Annotated in this window: 13 protein-coding genes; all 13 read right to left on the bottom strand. The window is 68.4% G+C overall.

Features of this window, described 5'->3' with window-relative positions; translation table 11 throughout:
* Positions 1-6: 6 nt before the first annotated feature.
* The 13 genes from LWW96_RS20940 to apbC all read right to left on the bottom strand — a co-directional run bounded on the left by LWW96_RS20940 (position 7) and on the right by apbC (position 16667).
* Positions 7-1197: a formate dehydrogenase subunit gamma gene (locus LWW96_RS20940; RefSeq protein WP_291489793.1), complete on the bottom strand. Its 1191-nt coding sequence runs from the start codon at positions 1195-1197 to the stop codon at positions 7-9.
* An 8-nt stretch (positions 1198-1205) separates the two neighbouring features.
* Positions 1206-1445 carry a hypothetical protein gene (locus LWW96_RS20935; RefSeq protein WP_291489792.1) on the bottom strand — a complete coding sequence of 80 codons (240 nt, stop codon included), beginning with the start codon at positions 1443-1445 and terminating at the stop codon, positions 1206-1208.
* Positions 1442-2065 (bottom strand): formate dehydrogenase FDH3 subunit beta, encoded by a 624-nt coding sequence (gene fdh3B, locus LWW96_RS20930; protein ID WP_291489791.1) that lies wholly within the window; start codon positions 2063-2065, stop codon positions 1442-1444. Before fdh3B ends, LWW96_RS20935 begins: the two co-directional genes overlap by 4 nt.
* Before the next feature lie 10 nt (positions 2066-2075).
* Positions 2076-5045: a formate dehydrogenase subunit alpha gene (locus tag LWW96_RS20925; RefSeq protein WP_291489790.1), complete on the bottom strand. Its 2970-nt coding sequence runs from the start codon at positions 5043-5045 to the stop codon at positions 2076-2078.
* 14 nt (positions 5046-5059) lie between these two features.
* The gene (locus LWW96_RS20920) at positions 5060-5275 is read right to left on the bottom strand and encodes a formate dehydrogenase (RefSeq protein WP_291489789.1); all 216 of its coding nucleotides are present in this window, start codon (positions 5273-5275) and stop codon (positions 5060-5062) included.
* Between the two features lie 147 nt (positions 5276-5422).
* Positions 5423-6064, bottom strand: coding sequence for a molecular chaperone TorD family protein (locus LWW96_RS20915; RefSeq protein ID WP_291489877.1), 642 nt, complete (start codon positions 6062-6064; stop codon positions 5423-5425).
* A gap of 8 nt (positions 6065-6072) precedes the next feature.
* Positions 6073-8145: a 4Fe-4S binding protein gene (locus tag LWW96_RS20910; protein ID WP_291489788.1), complete on the bottom strand. Its 2073-nt coding sequence runs from the start codon at positions 8143-8145 to the stop codon at positions 6073-6075.
* Positions 8105-8854 carry a DUF3306 domain-containing protein gene (locus tag LWW96_RS20905; protein ID WP_291489787.1) on the bottom strand — a complete coding sequence of 250 codons (750 nt, stop codon included), beginning with the start codon at positions 8852-8854 and terminating at the stop codon, positions 8105-8107. The genes LWW96_RS20910 and LWW96_RS20905 overlap by 41 nt, the downstream gene beginning before the upstream one ends.
* On the bottom strand, positions 8847-9413 hold the full coding sequence (locus tag LWW96_RS20900) for a DUF3305 domain-containing protein (RefSeq protein ID WP_291489786.1): 567 nt from the start codon (positions 9411-9413) through the stop codon (positions 8847-8849). The genes LWW96_RS20905 and LWW96_RS20900 overlap by 8 nt, the downstream gene beginning before the upstream one ends.
* Positions 9414-9479: 66 nt before the next feature.
* The gene (gene fdhF / locus LWW96_RS20895) at positions 9480-12365 is read right to left on the bottom strand and encodes a formate dehydrogenase subunit alpha (RefSeq protein ID WP_291489785.1); all 2886 of its coding nucleotides are present in this window, start codon (positions 12363-12365) and stop codon (positions 9480-9482) included.
* Positions 12362-14260: an NAD(P)H-dependent oxidoreductase subunit E gene (locus LWW96_RS20890; RefSeq protein WP_291489784.1), complete on the bottom strand. Its 1899-nt coding sequence runs from the start codon at positions 14258-14260 to the stop codon at positions 12362-12364. Before LWW96_RS20890 ends, fdhF begins: the two co-directional genes overlap by 4 nt.
* Before the next feature lie 196 nt (positions 14261-14456).
* Positions 14457-15416 carry a LysR substrate-binding domain-containing protein gene (locus LWW96_RS20885; RefSeq protein ID WP_291489783.1) on the bottom strand — a complete coding sequence of 320 codons (960 nt, stop codon included), beginning with the start codon at positions 15414-15416 and terminating at the stop codon, positions 14457-14459.
* A gap of 159 nt (positions 15417-15575) precedes the next feature.
* Entirely contained in the window at positions 15576-16667 is a 1092-nt protein-coding gene (gene apbC, locus LWW96_RS20880; RefSeq protein ID WP_291489782.1) for an iron-sulfur cluster carrier protein ApbC, read from the bottom strand.
* Positions 16668-16709 lie beyond the last annotated feature (42 nt).

Here is a 16709-nt window from a genome sequence, read left to right as displayed (position 1 = left end):
AAAACCTCATGCCTGAACGGTGGGGTTGGCCGGTGCCTGGCCGGGGGCCTTGGCTTCGGCGCTGCGCTCGCGCGGGATCTTGCCGGCCTGGATGTCTTCGTACCAGAGCTCATGGTGCTCGCGCGCCCAGCCCTCGCTCACGTAGCCGGTCTTCATGGCCTTGTAGGCGCCGCGCATGCCCACGGTGCCCATGTAGATGTGGCCGCAGATCAGCGCCACCATCCAGATCGCCAGCGTGGCGTGGACCATGTGGGCGATGTGCATGTCGCCGCGCACGTCGCCCAACCCCGGGATGAGCTTGTCCAGCACCAGGCCCGACGCCACCACAAAGATGCCGGGAATGGTGATGCCCCACCAGAACAGCCCCTTCTCACCGGCGTTGAAGCGGTGGGAAGGCACCTGATGGTCCCCGCCCAGCATGCCGCCGGCCTTGGACAGCCAGACGAAGTCCGCGCGGTTGGCGATGTTGTCCTTGATGAAGGTGACAATGATCACCAGCAGGGACACGGCAAACAGCGGGCCCATGAAGTTGTGCACGTTCTTGAGCGCATAGGTCAGCCAGCCGAACAGCGTGGCCCCCAGAACGGGCTGCAGGAAGAACTTGCCAAACGCCATGACGATGCCCGAGGCCGCCAGCGCCAGGAAGGCGAACGCATTGGCCCAATGGGCCGCGCGCTCGAACGGCGTGAAGCGCTCGATGCGGCGCGCGCCGCCCCCTTCGGGGTGGTCGTGCCCCAGCGGGCCTTTCACGAAGTAGAAGATGCCCAGGGCCAGCAGCACGATGGCCAGCAGCGCGGCGCCGTACGGGATGATCCACTGGTTGCGCACCTGGCGCCAGGCCTCGCCGGCGTTGGTGTAGCGCGAGCCCGGGTACTGCACGAAGGACTGGATCAGGTTGCCGGCCTCGGGCGCCTGGCTCTTGGGCAGGCTGCTGTAGCCCGTCACGCCCTGCCCCACCTGGCGCCACATGGGCGCGTTGTTGCCGGGCTGGACCTTGGCGCGCTCGCCATTGGTCTGCTCGGCGTAGTGCGGATCGGCACTGGCGTCGGGCTTGACCTCGAAGATGTTCTGGCTCTGGATACCCGCAGGCGCGGCCACGGCGGGCGCCGCCGGCTCCGGTGCGGCGGGGGCTTGCGCCCCGGCCGTGCCCCAGGCCAGGCCCGCTGCCAGCGCCACCGACCATAGGATGTGTTGCATGGCGGGCCTCACTTGGTCTGCGTGCGGGTGTATTCGTTCTGGGAGTACTGCTGGCGCGCCTTCAGTTCGGACTCCCAGCTGGCTTTGTCGCCCGCCTTCCAGCCGGGCTGGGTGAAGTTGCTCCCGGTGCCCGCGTAGGGTGGCGCGTCGCTGCGGATACCCGCGCCGGTCTGCGGCTTTTCGCCGCAAGCCGCCAGCGCGGCAACGGCCAACACGGCCATCAGGGGGTAAGCGGTGCGGCTGCTCATGACTTGTTGCCTCCTGCGGGCGGTTGCCCCGCTTGTTGCGAACCGTAGGCCGTACCCCAGCCCCAGACTTCGGCGCCCTTGCCGCGTTGCACGACCCGGTTGCGGAAGATGTCGGCTACCACGTCGCCATCGCCGGCCAGCAGGGCCTTGGTGGAACACATCTCGGCGCAGGCGGGCAGCTTGCCTTCGGCCAAGCGGTTGCGGCCGTATTTCTCGAACTCGGCCTGGCTGCCGTGGGTTTCGGGGCCGCCGGCGCAGAACGTGCACTTGTCCATCTTGCCGCGCACGCCAAACGTGCCTTGCGACGGGAATTGCGGCGCACCGAAGGGGCAGGCATAGCTGCAGTAGCCGCAGCCGATGCACACATCCTTGTCGTGCAGCACCACGCCCTCTTCGGTGCGGTAGAAGCAGTTGACGGGGCAGACCGCCATGCAGGGCGCGTCGCTGCAGTGCATGCAGGCCACCGAGATGGACTTTTCGCCGGGCACGCCGTCGTTGAGCGTGACCACGCGGCGGCGGTTCACGCCCCAGGGCACCTCGTGCTCGTTCTTGCAGGCTGTGACGCAGCTGTTGCACTCGATGCAGCGCTCGGCGTCGCAGATGAATTTCATTCGTGCCATCGCTGCCTCCTTAAGCGCGTTCCACGTTGCAGATCGTGGTCTTGGTTTCTTGCATCATGGTCACGCTGTCGTAGCCATAGGTTGTCGCGGTATTCACCGCCTCGCCGCGCACCACCGGCGCCGCGCCCTTGGGGTAGTACGCCAGCAGGTCGGCCCCTTGCCAGCGGCCCGAGAAGTGGAACGGCATCCACACCGTGTCGGGTGCCACGCGCTCGGTGACCAGCGCCTGCACGTTGATGCGGGCCCCGGTGGGCGAGCTCAGCCACACGCGTTCGCCGTTGCGGACGCCGCGGTCGGCAGCGGTCTTGGGGTTGATCTCGACGAACGCCTCCTGCTGCAGTTCGGCCAGCCAGGGGTTGGAGCGGGTCTCCTCACCGCCGCCCTCGTACTCCACCAGGCGGCCGGAGCTGAGGATGAGCGGGAACTTCTCGGACACCTTGTCGGCCACGTTCTTCTCCTGCACCGTCTTGTACAGCGTGGGCAGGCGCCAGAAGGCCTTCTTGTCGTCGTGCGTGGGGTACTTGGCCACCAGGTCGGGCCGCGTGCCGTACAGCGGCTCGCGGTGCTGCGGAATGGCGTCGGGGAAGTTCCACACCACGGCACGCGCCTTGGCGTTGCCAAACGGGTGGCAGCCGTGCTTCATGGCCACGCGGATGATGGCGCCCGTGGGGTCGGTCTTCCAGTTCTTGCCCTCGGCCTTGGCCTTCTCTGCGTCCGAGAGGTCGTCCCACCAGCCCAGCTTTTTCAGCAGCACGTGGTCGAACTCGGGGTAGCCGGTGGTGATCTCGCAGCCCAGGGAATGCGAGCCGTCCTCGGCCAGCAGGTTCACGCCGTCCTTTTCCACGCCAAAGTTGGCGCGGAAGTTGCCGCCGCCGTCCATGACGTGCTTGGAGGTGTCGTACAGGTTGGGCGAGCCGGGATGCTTGAGCTCGGGCGTGCCAAAGCACGGCCACGGCAGCCCGAAGTAGTCGCCCGTGAAATCGTAGCCCGTGTCCTTGTCCTTGCCGCCCTTGGCCTTCAGCGTCTTCACGTCGAACAGGTGCATGTTCTTCATGTGGGCCTTGAGGCGCTCGGGGCTCTGGCCGGTGTAGCCAATGGTCCAGACGCTGCGATTGATCTCGCGCAGGATGTCCTCGGGCACGGGCTCGTCCATGCCCTTGACCTTCTGCAGCTTGTAGTTCTTGACCAGCTCGTCGGCGAAGCCCAGCTTTTGCGCGAACTGGTACATGATCATGTGGTCGGAGCGGCTCTCCCACAGCGGTTCGATGACCTTTTCGCGCCACTGGATGGAGCGGTTGGACGCCGTGCACGACCCGCTGGTCTCGAACTGCGTGGCGGCCGGCAGCAGGTACACCGCGCGGTTGGGGTTGAGGTCTTCAGCCTTGCCCGGCATGGCGGCCATGGCAGCGGTGGCCGACGGGTACGGGTCCACAACCACCAGCAGGTCCAGCTTGTCCATGGCGCGCTTCATCTCGAGGCCACGGGTTTGCGAGTTGGGCGCGTGACCCCAGAAGAACACCCCGCGCAGGTTGGAGTCCTGGTCGATGAGCTCGTTCTTCTCCAGCACGCCGTCAATCCAGCGCGACACGGTGATGCCGTTCTTGGTCATCATCGCGGGCGTGGCGTACTGCTTCTTGATCCACTCGAAGTCCACACCCCACACGGCGGCGAAGTGCTTCCACGAGCCTTCGGCCAGGCCGTAGTAGCCGGGCAGCGAGTCGGGGTTGGGGCCCACGTCGGTGGCGCCCTGCACGTTGTCGTGGCCGCGGAAGATGTTGGTGCCGCCGCCGGACTTGCCCACGTTGCCCAGCGCCAGCTGCAGGATGCACGAGGCGCGCACCATGGCGTTGCCGATGGTGTGCTGCGTCTGGCCCATGCACCACACGACGGTGCCAGGGTTGTTGTCGTGCAGCATCTTGGCGACCTTGAACATCTGGTCTTCCTTGACGCCGCAGGCCTCTTCCACCTTGTCAGGGGTCCACTTGGCCAGGACTTCCTCGCGCACCTTGTCCATGCCGTAGACACGGTCGTGGATGTACTGCTTGTCTTCCCAGCCGTTCTTGAAGATGTGGTACAGCAGGCCGAACAGGAACGGAATGTCGGTGCCCGAGCGGATGCGCACGTACTCGTCGGCCTTGGCGGCCGTGCGGGTGAAGCGCGGGTCCACCACGATCATCTTGCAGCCGGTTTCCTTGGCGTGCAGCATGTGCAGCATGCTCACCGGGTGGGCCTCGGCCGCGTTGGAGCCGATGTACAGGGCGACCTTGCTGTTCTGCATGTCGTTGTACGAATTGGTCATGGCCCCGTAGCCCCAGGTGTTCGCCACGCCCGCCACGGTGGTGGAGTGGCAGATGCGCGCCTGGTGGTCGCAGTTGTTGGTGCCCCAGAAGCTCACGAACTTGCGCAGCAGGTAGGCCTGTTCGTTGTTGTGCTTGGACGAGCCCACGAAGTACACGCTGTCCGGGCCGCTGGCCTTGCGCAGCTCCTGCATCTTGGCGGTGATCTCGTTGAGGGCCGTGTCCCAGCTGATGCGCTCGTACTTGCCGTTGACGAGCTTCATGGGGTAGCGCAGGCGGTATTCGCCATGGCCGTGCTCGCGCAGGGCCGCGCCCTTGGCGCAGTGCGAGCCCAGGTTGATGGGCGAGTCGAACACGGGCTCCTGCCGCACCCACACGCCGTTCTCGACCACGGCGTCCACCGCGCAGCCCACCGAGCAGTGGCTGCACACGGTGCGGCGCACCTCGATCTTGCTGTCGCCCAGGCCGACCTTGGCGCCCTCGGCGGCGTTGGATTTCTTGACCAGCGTGAGCTGCGATGCCGCGATGCCCACGCCGACGCCCAGCCCGGAGCGACGCAGGAAAGACCGGCGGTCCATGGTGGGCAGCGCGTGGGACAAGCCCCGGCGCAGGCTGTGCACAAAGGGAGAGGCCGCAGATGCGGGGCTCTGCGGGGCATGGGGAGACTTCTTGGTGAGCAACATGGCGCGTCCCGCGGTCAGATCTGGGTGGTCTTGTAGTAGTGCTTCACATGCGCCGACAGGTGGTAGCCACCACCGTTTTCGGGCACGGGCCGGGCGGGCTCTGCGGCCAGGTCGTCTGAAGCGGCAGGCACGACAGGGGGAAGCGTGGCCACGGCAGCGGCGGCGGCACCGACCGTGGCGGCGCCGGCAAAGAAGCTGCGGCGCGAGGAATGGGGCTGGCGGTTCTGCATGCGTGTCTCCAGAATGGCTGGCAGCTATGAAACGAAATTCATACAGTCTATGCCACCGTGTAAATCCCTGCAACGGCGCTTCACACCCCCGACTGTCTTACTCATCTTTGATAGCACCCCGCGCAAGCGCCCTGGGCGCGCGGGGGCTCATTCCAGCATGTCGAAGCCTTGCGTTTCCACCGCCGCGAAAGCCCGCGTGAACTGGGCCACCGCGGCATAAAAGCGCGCCTGCGGGTGCGACGCCAGCGCGTCGCACAGCGCCGTGAGCCAGGGCTGCAGATGCGTTGCAAAAAAGTCGCGCTGTGCCGTCAGGTTGCAGACAGCCATGTCGTCGCCTGCGATCAGGTAGCGCATGACCTCGCACAGGTAGGCCACGTGGTCCTCGGTCTCGGGCATGGCGGCTTCGTCGCGGGCAAGGCCCAGGCGGTCCAGGTCCGCACGCAGGCGGACCAGCGGTTTCTCGTTGAGGAAGCCGCTCAGGTAGTGGGAGCCGAACAGGTACACCTCGGGCTTGCCCACGCCGCCGAAGAGGCGGTCGAACTCGCGCGCGATGTCCGCGTCGGACTGCGCGCGCGCGGCGCCCACCAGCTGTTGCCAGGGCTCCTGCAGGAAGCCGCCGGCGCTGGGCGCTTCGGTCACGGCCACGCGCAGCGCCGCCAGCAAGTCAGTGCCAGGCGCTGCGTAGTACAGCTGCGACAGCAGCCCGTACAACTCGGCCCGCGCGGTCTCTTCGTCCAGCGCGGCACTGCTGCCGCGGGGGGCCAGGGGGGCGCTGGAGGTGGCGCTCAACGGTTCGCTCACAGGTCGGTCACTTTCGTTTCGTTTTGGGCGGAGTACAGGTCGATCACGCGGCAGTCGCTGCACATCTTGAGGCGCTCCAGCGCCTCGCCCTGGAACATGGCGTGGCCCGCGAGCTTGCCCAGCATGGCTTCGATGGCCTTGACCGTGCCGAATGGCTTGCCGCAACGCACGCAGGCCCAGGGCTGGGCCTCGTTGAGCACGCGGGGCTGCGCGCGCTCGGGCGTCAGCAGCAGGCGCGGCTGCAGGGTGATGGCGTCTTCCGGGCAGGTGGTGGCACACAGGCCGCACTGCACGCAGTTCTTTTCAATGAAGCGCAGCTGGGGCAGCTGCGGGTTGTCCTGCAGGGCGCTGGCGGGGCAGGCGCTGACGCAGCTCAGGCACAGGGTGCAGCGGTCCTTGTGGACCTCAATGGTGCCCAGGGGCGAGCCCGAGGCCGGCAGCGCGATGGCGGCGGGCCGCTCGGCCGCAGGCAGCGGAGCCTGCTCCACCAGGTGGTCCAGCGCCATATCGAGGGTGCTGCGCTTTTCCTGCGCCACCGCAAAGCGCGCCGCCACGGCGGGGATCTTCTGGCGCGTCTGCGCCAGCGCCTGCAAGGCCGCATCCAGATCGGTGGGGTGGGTGGCACGCAGCAGCTTGAGGTGGGTGCCGGTGTAGCCCAGGCCGCGCAGAAGGGTCTGCGCCACGTCCATCTGGGCCTGCAGGCCGTCCAGGTACTGCGGCGCTTCCTCGCCGGTGCCGAGCACCACCACCTGCGAGGCCCCGTAGGCGACGGCGCTCAGCCACAGGTCCACGCCGGTACTGGCCGTGTGCCACAGGGCCACGGGGATCACATTGGCGGGCACGCCGTGCGCCAGCTTCAGCTGCGCGGCGCGGCCCAGTTCCTCCACCAGCGCCTGGCCGCGCTCCTGGCTGTGCAGCAGCAGCACCGCGTCCTTGCCGCCGGCCGCGGCATAGGTGGACAGCAGGGTCTTGAGCTTGGCGCCCTGCTCAGCCGCACGCGGGTAGGCATAGGTCAGCGCGCCGGTGGGGCACACGGTGGTGCAGGCGCCGCAGCCCACGCACAGGTTGGGGTTCACCACGATGCGCTGGTGGCTCTTGTCGCTGCCCACGGCCTCGGCCGAACAGATGTCCACGCAGGCGTTGCAGCCCACCGTCTCGTTGCGGCTGTGGGCGCACAGCTTTTGCTTGTAGACGAAGAACTTGGGCTTCTCGAACTCGCCGACCAGCTCGCGCAGCCGCAGCAACGTTGCCATGTCGCGGCCATCCCAGCGGAAGTAGCCCTGCGGCAGCGCGTGCTGCAGGAAGGTGGGCGTGGCGGTGGGCGAACGCAGGTCCAGCACCAGATCAAAGCGCTCGGTCTGCACGCCAGCGTCGCGGTGGAAATCGATGGCGCCTGCCACCTGGCAGACCTTCACGCAGGCCCGGTGCGACTGGCAGGCCGCCAGGTCGATCTGGTAGTCCAGCCCAATGGCGTTCTCGGGACAGGCCGCCACGCAAGCATTGCAACGGGTGCACAGGTCCAGGTCGATGGGGTTGTCGGCTTGCCACTGCAGCTCGAACGCGCCCAGCCAGCCGGCCAGGCCCGTGATGCGCCCGCCCAGTACCGGGTAGCGCCGCGCCTGTGCGCCGCCCGCGTTGCCGGGGCCCTGGGTGAACAGCGTGACATCCAGCACATCCGACACCAGGGCCGCCACCTGTTCGGCCTGGTCCAGCGGGCCGATGATGAGCACGCGCCCGGCACTGCGGTAGGTGACGGTGGGCACCGGCTCGGGCTCGGGCAGGCGCGCCGCCGCCAGCAGGGCCGCGATCTTGGGGCTGGCCTGGGCCGCGTCGCGGCTCCAGCCGCCCGTCTCGCGGATGTTGACAAAGCGGATGGGCGACACCGCCCCCTCGGTCTGCTGGCCCAGCTCGCCAAACAGGCGCTGTTCCTGGGTGCAGGCCACCACCACGTCGTCGCCGGACTGGATGGCTTTCTGGAAGGCCCCGGCCTCGCGGCGGCACAGGGTGGAATGGACGGTCAGCCCGTCCTCATGCAGTGCCGCGCCCAGCGCCTTCGCGCTGAGGGGCATGGTCTGGTTGCAATCGCAAAGAAGCGTCGTGGTCATGTTCGGGTTGGCTGGCGGGCGCTGCGGCCGCCCGGGGGGCGGCGCCGGGCTCCGGCTCGCTGGGGGCAGCGCTAGGAACAGCGGTGCATACCCCCGACTGTGCCACGTCCGGCGCACCGGCCGCCCCGGCAGCTTCCCGAGGCTGAGCGCCCTCCGGGGCTATTGGCGGGGCCGCCGGGCCGGCCGGCTCCGCCGGCTCCTGCGGTTTCTCGGCATCGAACAGGCCCAGGGCATGGGCGCTGGCCATCTGGCGCAGCATGCCGGCGGGCAGCGGGTCGGGCTGGGTGTAGTCGCCCACGTAGATGTCCAGCCCGTCCATCACGTTGAAGTGCGGGTCGGCAAAGAGCTTCTTCATGGCCAGGTTGCGCACCTCGGGCGGCACGGCCCGCGCCACGAAGGGCTTGAAGTCCGACGCGGGCGTCAAGGCCTGGGCATCGGCCAGCGTGGGCAGAGGCGGTGCCTCTGCGGGCGGCGCTGCAACGGGTGCCGCAGGGGCGGAAGCCGGCACGGCCGGTACGCGCGAAACGGCGCTGGTCTGCACGGCCGGCGCCTGTGCAGGGGCCCCCGCCGCCGGCGGGGGAACGGCCGGGGCCGCAGGCTCTTGCGCCTGCGGCTTGCCTTCGCGCGCATCCTGCTTGCGGCGCGACCAGCGGCCCAGGAAACCGTCAGCCATGGCCCGCACCTCCGGCGTGGCCGCCGCCACCGCGCTGTTTCTCGGTGCTGACCGACGCGGGGTTGCCAAACCGGTCCTGCAGCGGGCGGAAGCTGTCGGGGCGCTTGCGGCGCTTGGGCTCGGGCTGGTAGTGCTCGGCCACAAAGGCGCGCAGCACTTCCAGCACCTCCGGCGCTGCGGGCACCTGCTCCACGGTTTCCTGCGCGTCCAGCCAGCGGCCGGCGTCGTGGTAGCTCAGGCTCACCGCCACGGGACGGGCCAGCGGGACTGCCCCGGTGCCCGGGTCTTCATCGCGGCGCCACATCACAAACCAGCAAGGGGCCGGTGACGTGAGGTTGAGGTGGTACCCCTCGGCGTCGTCGCGGAACAGCTCCACGCGAAAGCCGGGGAACAGCCAGCGCTGCTCGCGCTCGTCCTGGATCAGCGGCCGGGGTTCGGTGCCGAAGGCGGTTTCATGGACCACCACGTCGGCCAGCGACCAGCGCCAGGGCTGCCAGCGGTTGTCGATGCGCTCGCAGCGCATGATCACGGCCACGTCGGTGAAGGGGCGTTCGGTCATGGGCGTGGAATGTACCCCGGCGCTGCACCGAGGGCCGCCATTTCCGCAAAACCCCTTTGCGCGCCGTCAGTTGGCGGCGGCTTCGAGCTTCTCGACCGCCACCGCGCAGTACTTGAACTCCGGGATCTTGCCGAACGGGTCCAGCGCCGCGTTGGTGAGCAAGTTGGCCGCCGCCTCCACGTAGGCAAACGGCATGAACACCGTGCCGCGCGGCGTGCCGTCATCGCGCCGCACGCGCACCTGCAGCATGCCGCGGCGCGAGCGAATGGCCACCAGAGCGCCCGGCGCCACGCCCAGCCGCGCCAGCTCGTCGCCGTGCAGCGATGCCGTGGCCATGGGCTCGATGGCGTCCAGCACCGAACTGCGCCGCGTCATGCTGCCCGTATGCCAGTGCTCCAGCTGGCGGCCGGTGATGAGCACCAGGGGGTAGGCGGCATCGGGCTTTTCGGCCGCTGGAATCACGCTAGCGGGCACGAGCTTGAGGCGGCCCGTGGGCGTGGGGAACTGCTCCATGAACACGATGGGCTGGCCGGGGTCGTCGGGGGTCAGGCAAGGGTAGGTCACGCTGGATTCGCGCTCCAGCCGGTCCCAGGTGATGCCCTCGATGCTCGCGTGCATGGCCTGGCGCATCTCGTCGTAGACGGCGGCCACGCCGGATTCTTCGCCTTCGTAGTTCCAGGGCAATCCCATGCGCTTGGCGATCTGCTGAATGATCCAGAGATCGGGCCGCGCATCGCCCGGCGGGTTGAGCGCGCGGCGGCCCATTTGCACCATGCGGTCGGTGTTGCTGGCCGTGCCGGTCTTCTCGGGCCAGGCGCTGGCGGGCAGCACCACGTCGGCCAGCCACGCGGTTTCGGTCAGGAAGATGTCCTGCACCACCAGGTGCTGCAGGCTGGCCAGCGCATGGCGCGCGTGGTTCAGGTCGGGGTCGCTCATGGCGGGGTTCTCGCCCTGGATGTACATGCCGCGCACCTTGTGCGGGTCGCTGTCATCGGCCAGGGCCTTGTGCATGATTTCCACCACCGTGTAGCCGGGTGCTGCATCGAGCTTGGTGCCCCAGAAGTCTTCAAACCATGCATGCGCCGCCGCGTTGTCCACGCGTTGGTAGTTGGGGAACATCATGGGGATGAGGCCAGCGTCGCTAGCGCCCTGTACATTGTTCTGGCCCCGCAGCGGGTGCAGGCCCGAGCCGGGCTTGCCGATCTGCCCCGTGACGGCACACAGCGCGATCAAGCACCGCGCGTTGTCGGTGCCGTGCACGTGCTGGCTCACGCCCATGCCCCAGAGGATCATCGAGGACTTGGCCGTGGCAAACGCCCGCGCCACCTCGCGCAGCGTTTCGGCCGGGATGCCGCAGACGGGCGCCATGGCCTCGGGGCTGCAGCCCATCACGTTGGCCTTGAGCGCTTCGAAGTCGGTGGTGCGCTCCTGGATGAAAGCCTCATCCACCAGGCCCTCGTCGATCACCGTGTGGATCAGCGCGTTGAGCAGGGCCACGTCGGTGTCGGCCTTGAACTGCAGCGTGCGCCACGCGTGGCGGCCAATGTCGGTCACACGCGGGTCGGCCAGAACAATCTTCGCGCCGCGCTTCGCCGCGTTCTTCATCCAGGTGGCGGCCACCGGGTGGTTGGCCGTGGGGTTGGAGCCGATCACGAAGATCAGCTCGGCATGCTCCACGTCGTTCACCGGGTTGCTCACCGCGCCCGAGCCCACGCCTTCGAGCAGCGCAGCCACGCTGGACGCATGGCACAGCCGCGTGCAGTGGTCCACGTTGTTGCTGCCAAAGCCGGTGCGCACCAGCTTCTGGAACAGGTAGGCCTCTTCGTTGCTGCCCTTGGCCGAGCCGAACCCCGCCAGCGCCTTGGGGCCGTGCGTGTCGCGCAGGGCCTTGAGCGTGCCGGCGGCCAGCTCCAGCGCCTCGTCCCACGTCGCCTCGCGGAAGGTGCTGCGCCAGTCGGCGCCGTGGGGCCGCACTTCCTTGGGCACGCCGGGCTTGCGGATCAGCGGCACCGTCAGGCGGTCCGGATGGTGCGCGTAATCAAAACCAAAGCGCCCCTTCACGCACAGGCGGCCGTGGTTGGCGGGGCCGTCGCGGCCTTCCACGCTGATGATCTTTTCGTCGCGCACGTTGTAGGTGATGAGACAACCCACGCCGCAGAACGGGCAGACCGAATCCACCTGGCGGTCCACCTTTTGGGAGCCGATGTGCGTCTTGGGGCTGAGCGCGCCCGTGGGGCAGGCCTGCACGCACTCGCCGCAGGCCACGCAGGTGCTCTCGGCCATGGGGTCGTCGAGGTCGAAGACGATCTTGCCGTCGGCACCGCGCAGGGCGTAGCCGATCACGTCGTTCACCTGCTCCTCGCGGCAGGCGCGCACGCAGCGGTTGCACTGGATGCAGGCGTCGAGATGAACGGCCATCGCGGGGTGGCTCAGGTCCGGCGCGGGCTGCTCGCGGCGTAGGGCCTTCAATGCCGGGCGCACGGCCACGCCCAGGCGATCCGCCCATTGGCTCAGCTCGCCATGCTGGCCTATGCTTTCAGGAATTTTTGAGTCAAATTGGCCGCTAGCGCTTGATGGATAAGCGCCACCAGCTATCAATTCAGGAGTACCCGCCTTGTCATCGTTCCAGCGGTAGCCCACATCCGGCATGTCCGACAGCAGCATCTCCACCACCATCTGCTGGCTCTTTCGCGCACGGGGGCTGGCGGCCTGCACCTTCATGCCTGCGGTGGGCGCACGGCAGCAGCTGGGGGCCAGCGTGCGCTCGCCCGCGATCTCCACCACGCAGGCGCGGCAGTTGCCATCGGGGCGCAGGCCCTCGGTGTAGCAAAGGTGGGGAATTTCCACGCCGTGGCGCTGCGCGGCTTTGAGGATGGTTTCGCCAGGGTGGGCCGTGACGGGCTGGCCGTCCAGCTCAAACGCTACGCCGCCGGTGTCTTGCAACGTGCTCATGGCCGGGCTCCCTGGGGCAGTTGCTCCGCCAGCGGGCTGTTGCGCGGCTTGGGCAGGTCGCCCGGCCACGGTCCCTCGCCCACCTCGTGCGCAAAGTACTTGTGGATGCAGCGGATGGGGTTGGGCGCCGCCTGGCCCAGGCCGCAGATGGAGGCGTCGGCCATCACCTGTGCCAGATCGTCCAGCAGCTCTTCGTCCCACTGCGGCGCTTGCATCAGCGTGGCCGCCTTGGCCGTGCCCACGCGGCAGGGCGTGCACTGGCCGCAGCTTTCGTGTTCAAAAAAGCGCATCACATTCAGCGCGGCATCGCGCGCACGGTCGTGCTGGCTGAGCACGATGACGGCGGCCGAGCCAATGAAGCAGCCGTAGGGCTGCAGCGTGTCGAAGTCCAGCGGGATGTGATTGAGGCTCGCGGGCAGGATGCCGCCCGACGCGCCGCCCGGCAGGTAGGCATACAGCTGGTGGCCGTCCAGCATGCCGCCGCAGTATTCGTCGATGAGTTCCTGCACCGTGATGCCTGCGGGCGCAAGCTTGACGCCGGGGTGCTTGACCCGGCCGCTCACGCTAAACGACCGCAGCCCCTTGCGGCCGTGGCGGCCAAAGCTGGCAAACCACTGCGGCCCGCGCTCCACGATGTCACGCACCCAGTACAGCGTCTCGAAGTTGTGCTCCAGCGTAGGCCGGCCGAACAGGCCCACCTGCGCGATGTAGGGCGGGCGCATGCGCGGCTCGCCGCGCTTGCCTTCGATGCTCTCGATCATGGCGGACTCTTCGCCGCAGATGTACGCGCCCGCGCCGCGCCGCAGCTCGATGTGCGGCAGCGGGCACGGCGGCTCGGCCCGCAGGTCGTCCAGGGCACGCTGCAGCAGTGCGCGGCAGCCGTGGTACTCGTCGCGCAGGTAGATGTAGACGGCCTCGGTGCCCACCACCTGGGCAGCGATGAGCACGCCTTCCAGGAAGCGGTGCGGGCCGCGTTCTAGATAAGTGCGGTCCTTGAAGGTGCCGGGCTCCCCCTCGTCGATGTTCACGGCCATGAGGCGTGGCGCCAGTTGATCCCGCACGATGCGCCACTTGCGCCCGGCCGGAAAGCCGGCGCCGCCCAGGCCGCGCAGGCCCGAGTCTTCCATGGCGGCCAGCACCGCCTCGGCGTCCATCTCGCCGTTGACCAGCGCGGCGGCGGTCTGGTAGCCGCCGTGGGCGCGGTAGGTGGCCAAGTCGGTATGGGCGGGGCTGATGTCTTCTGGCTGCGCAGGCACGCTGTGCTCCGCCAGGCCGGCAACATCAAAATTGATAGCTTCCAGCGCTTGTGGATGAAGCGCTAGAGCCCGATTTGGCTTTGATTTCACGGTTTCCAGCACCGCGTCCACGGTGGCGTGTGGCACGGGGCACTGGTGCACCACGGCCACGGGCGCCTGCTCACAGCGGCCCATGCAAGGCACGGCCTGGACCTGCACGTCGCCCTGTCCCGCCGCGCGCAGCCGCTCGGGCAGCGCGGCCAGCAACTCGCGCGCCCCGGCCATGCTGCAGCTGAGGCTGTCGCACACGCGCAGCACCAGGCGCGGCGCCGGGGCCTCGTCGCCACGCACGATGTCGAAGTGGTGATAGAAGCTCGCCACCTCGTACACCTCGGCCATGGCCAGATTCATCTGCTTGGCGAGCGCCACCAAGTGTCGGTCGTGCAGCACGCCAAAGTGATCGTTCAGGCGGTGCAGGTGTTCAATGAGCAGGTCGCGCCGGTAACCGGCGGGCGGGCGCGGGCCCAGCAGCTGCGCCACCTCGGCCATCGCGGCCTCTTCGGGCTGGCGGCCCTTGAGGCGGCCTTTGCGGCGGATGCGCTCGCGCAGATCATGGACGGACACGGCGGCCACCGTGGGCGCTTCGGAAGCAGGGTTCATGGACCGGGGGACAGGGGGCGTCGGTGGGTTTGTATGAAAGCGCCTGCATAGGGCGCGGGTGCGCCGCAGTGTCGGCCAGGGCGGTCGCGTGCGTCAAATTGCCGATGCACATGGTGCGATCACAAAAACAAATGAAACGGCGCGATGGAACGAGCGCCGCGAATCACGCGGGGGCCAGCGGCCCGGCGCCCCTGGCTCAGCGGGCCGCAGCCAGCAGCCCGCTGTGCGCCGTGGCGTGCTGCAGCCAGTCCGCATCCTGCGCCAGCGCCAGCGCCGCGTCCAGCGCACGGGTAGGCTGGACCTGCCGGTGCGACATGAAGCCGATGGGGGTGGTCAGCACGGGGCTGGTCAGCGGCAGTGCCTCCAGCCCGTCGTGGCCGCGCACGGCATCGACCAGCGCGCCGGGCAGCACGCTGCACACCTGGCCCGCCACCACGCTCAATGCCAGCGTCAGTACCGAATCCGTCTCCATGGCGGGGGTGACCGCGGCCCCCGCGCTGCGGAAGGCGCCATCGACCAGGCTGCGGTTGTGCATCTCGGGGGTGAGCAGGCACAGCGGCAGGGCCGCCGCCTCCGCCCAGGCCATGGGCGGGCCGATCTGCAGCTCACGCGGCGGCCCCTCGGGCGGGCGCGACGCGCGGCGCAGCAGAAAGTAATGCTCCACATACTGCGGCCAGGCCCGCAGCGGGCCGCCGCGCGCGGGCATGCGCTCGGTGTAGCCCAGCGCCAGATCCAGCGAAATGCTCTCCAGCCCGGCCTCCAGCGCCTGCGAACTCATCGACAGCGCCACCGGCACGATGCCCGGGTGCCGTGCCTGCAACTGCGCGGCAAACCGTGCCAGGATGGGCATGGCCGTGGGCACGGCCCCCAGGCGCAGCGTGCCGCGTGGGTGGGCGGCGTCGCTGGAGAGGTCCTGCTGCAACACCTGGTGCTCGTGCAGCATGCGCTGGGCCGAGGCCAGCACCCGCTCGCCCTCCGGCGTGAAGCCTTCAAAGCTGCGCCCCCGGCGCACCACCACCACGCCAAACTCCTTTTCCAGCGCGCGCAGCGCGTTGGAGAGCGCTGGCTGCGTGATGTGGCAGGCCTGCGCCGCCCGGCCGAAATGCCGGTGCTCGTGCAGCGCGACGAGGTAGCGCAGGGAGGCGAGCAGGTTCATGAAGGTGAATTTGCCGTCAAATTGGGCTGTAGCGCTTATGCATCAAGCGCCACAAGCTCACTTTTCAGGAGCGCTTTGACTGCTGCGAGAAGCTTGGATCGAACTCTGCGGAATCGTCCAACAGCTTGTGGGACGATTCCGCGCGGCGCGCAAACCCGATCAGGTGTTCTTGCTGACCGAGATCGTCGGGAACTTGCTCGAAAAATCCTTGGCCTGCTGGGCGATCTTCACCGCCACATCGCGCGCCACCTTCTTGTAAATCGCGGCGACCTCGCCGTCCGGGTCGGCCACCACGGTGGGCTTGCCGCTGTCGGCCTGCAGGCGGATGCTCATGTTCAGCGGCAGCGCGCCCAGGTAGTCCATGCCGTACTCGGCGGCCATCTTCTTGCCGCCATCGGCGCCAAAGATGTGCTCCACATGGCCGCAGTTGCTGCACACGTGGGCGGCCATGTTCTCCACGATGCCCAGGATGGGCACGCCCACCTTCTCGAACATCTTGATGCCCTTCTTGGCGTCCAGCAGGGCGATGTCCTGCGGGGTGGTGACGATCACCGCGCCGGTCATGGGCACGCGCTGGCTCAGGGTGAGCTGGATGTCGCCAGTGCCGGGGGGCATGTCGATGATGAGGTAGTCCAGGTCTTTCCAGTTGGTCTGGCGCAGGAGCTGCTCCAGCGCCTGGGTGGCCATGGGGCCGCGCCAGATCATGGCTTCGTCCTGGTCCACCAGAAAACCGATGGACATGACCTGCACGCCGTAGTTCTCCAGCGGCTCCATGGTCTTGCCGTCCTCGCTCTCGGGGCGGCGGTTGATGCCCAGCATCATGGGCTGGCTGGGGCCGTAGATGTCGGCGTCCAGCACGCCCACGCTGGCGCCCTCGGCGGCCAGGGCCAGGGCCAGGTTGGCCGCCGTGGTGCTCTTGCCCACGCCGCCCTTGCCCGAGGCCACGGCAATGATGTTCTTGACCTGGGGCAAGAGCTGCACGCCGCGCTGCACGGCATGGGCAATGACCTTGGTGGTGATGTTCACCGACACGTTGTCCACCCCGGCCACGCCCTTGGCGGCGGCCACCAGCTGGCGGCGCAGCTCGGGCACCAGGCTCTTGGCGGGGTAGCCCAGCTCCACGTCGAAGGCCACGTCGCCGCCGTTGATCTGCACATTGCGCAGGGCGCGCGTGCTGACGAAATCCTTGCCCGTGTGCGGGTCTTTCACGCCGGCCAGCGCGGCCAGCAGGTCTTGTTCGGTGACAGCCATTCCATTCACTCCTGTGGGGCGGGTAGTCTATTCGTTGGCCGC

The organism is Acidovorax sp. (assembly GCF_021287135.1).
Lineage (GTDB): Bacteria > Pseudomonadota > Gammaproteobacteria > Burkholderiales > Burkholderiaceae_C > Acidovorax.
The sequence above is the reverse complement of the archived record's forward strand: the minus strand, read 5'-3'. Positions and strand labels throughout refer to the sequence as shown.

Coding starts and splice junctions, on each gene's coding strand:
- LWW96_RS20940 (WP_291489793.1), bottom strand. CDS start 1,197: ATGCAACACATCCTATGGTCGGTGGCGCTGGCAGCGGGCCTGGCCTGG.
- LWW96_RS20935 (WP_291489792.1), bottom strand. CDS start 1,445: ATGAGCAGCCGCACCGCTTACCCCCTGATGGCCGTGTTGGCCGTTGCC.
- fdh3B (WP_291489791.1), bottom strand. CDS start 2,065: ATGGCACGAATGAAATTCATCTGCGACGCCGAGCGCTGCATCGAGTGC.
- LWW96_RS20925 (WP_291489790.1), bottom strand. CDS start 5,045: ATGTTGCTCACCAAGAAGTCTCCCCATGCCCCGCAGAGCCCCGCATCT.
- LWW96_RS20920 (WP_291489789.1), bottom strand. CDS start 5,275: ATGCAGAACCGCCAGCCCCATTCCTCGCGCCGCAGCTTCTTTGCCGGC.
- LWW96_RS20910 (WP_291489788.1), bottom strand. CDS start 8,145: ATGCCCCTCAGCGCGAAGGCGCTGGGCGCGGCACTGCATGAGGACGGG.
- LWW96_RS20905 (WP_291489787.1), bottom strand. CDS start 8,854: ATGGCTGACGGTTTCCTGGGCCGCTGGTCGCGCCGCAAGCAGGATGCG.
- LWW96_RS20900 (WP_291489786.1), bottom strand. CDS start 9,413: ATGACCGAACGCCCCTTCACCGACGTGGCCGTGATCATGCGCTGCGAG.
- fdhF (WP_291489785.1), bottom strand. CDS start 12,365: ATGAGCACGTTGCAAGACACCGGCGGCGTAGCGTTTGAGCTGGACGGC.
- LWW96_RS20890 (WP_291489784.1), bottom strand. CDS start 14,260: ATGAACCCTGCTTCCGAAGCGCCCACGGTGGCCGCCGTGTCCGTCCAT.
- LWW96_RS20885 (WP_291489783.1), bottom strand. CDS start 15,416: ATGAACCTGCTCGCCTCCCTGCGCTACCTCGTCGCGCTGCACGAGCAC.
- apbC (WP_291489782.1), bottom strand. CDS start 16,667: ATGGCTGTCACCGAACAAGACCTGCTGGCCGCGCTGGCCGGCGTGAAA.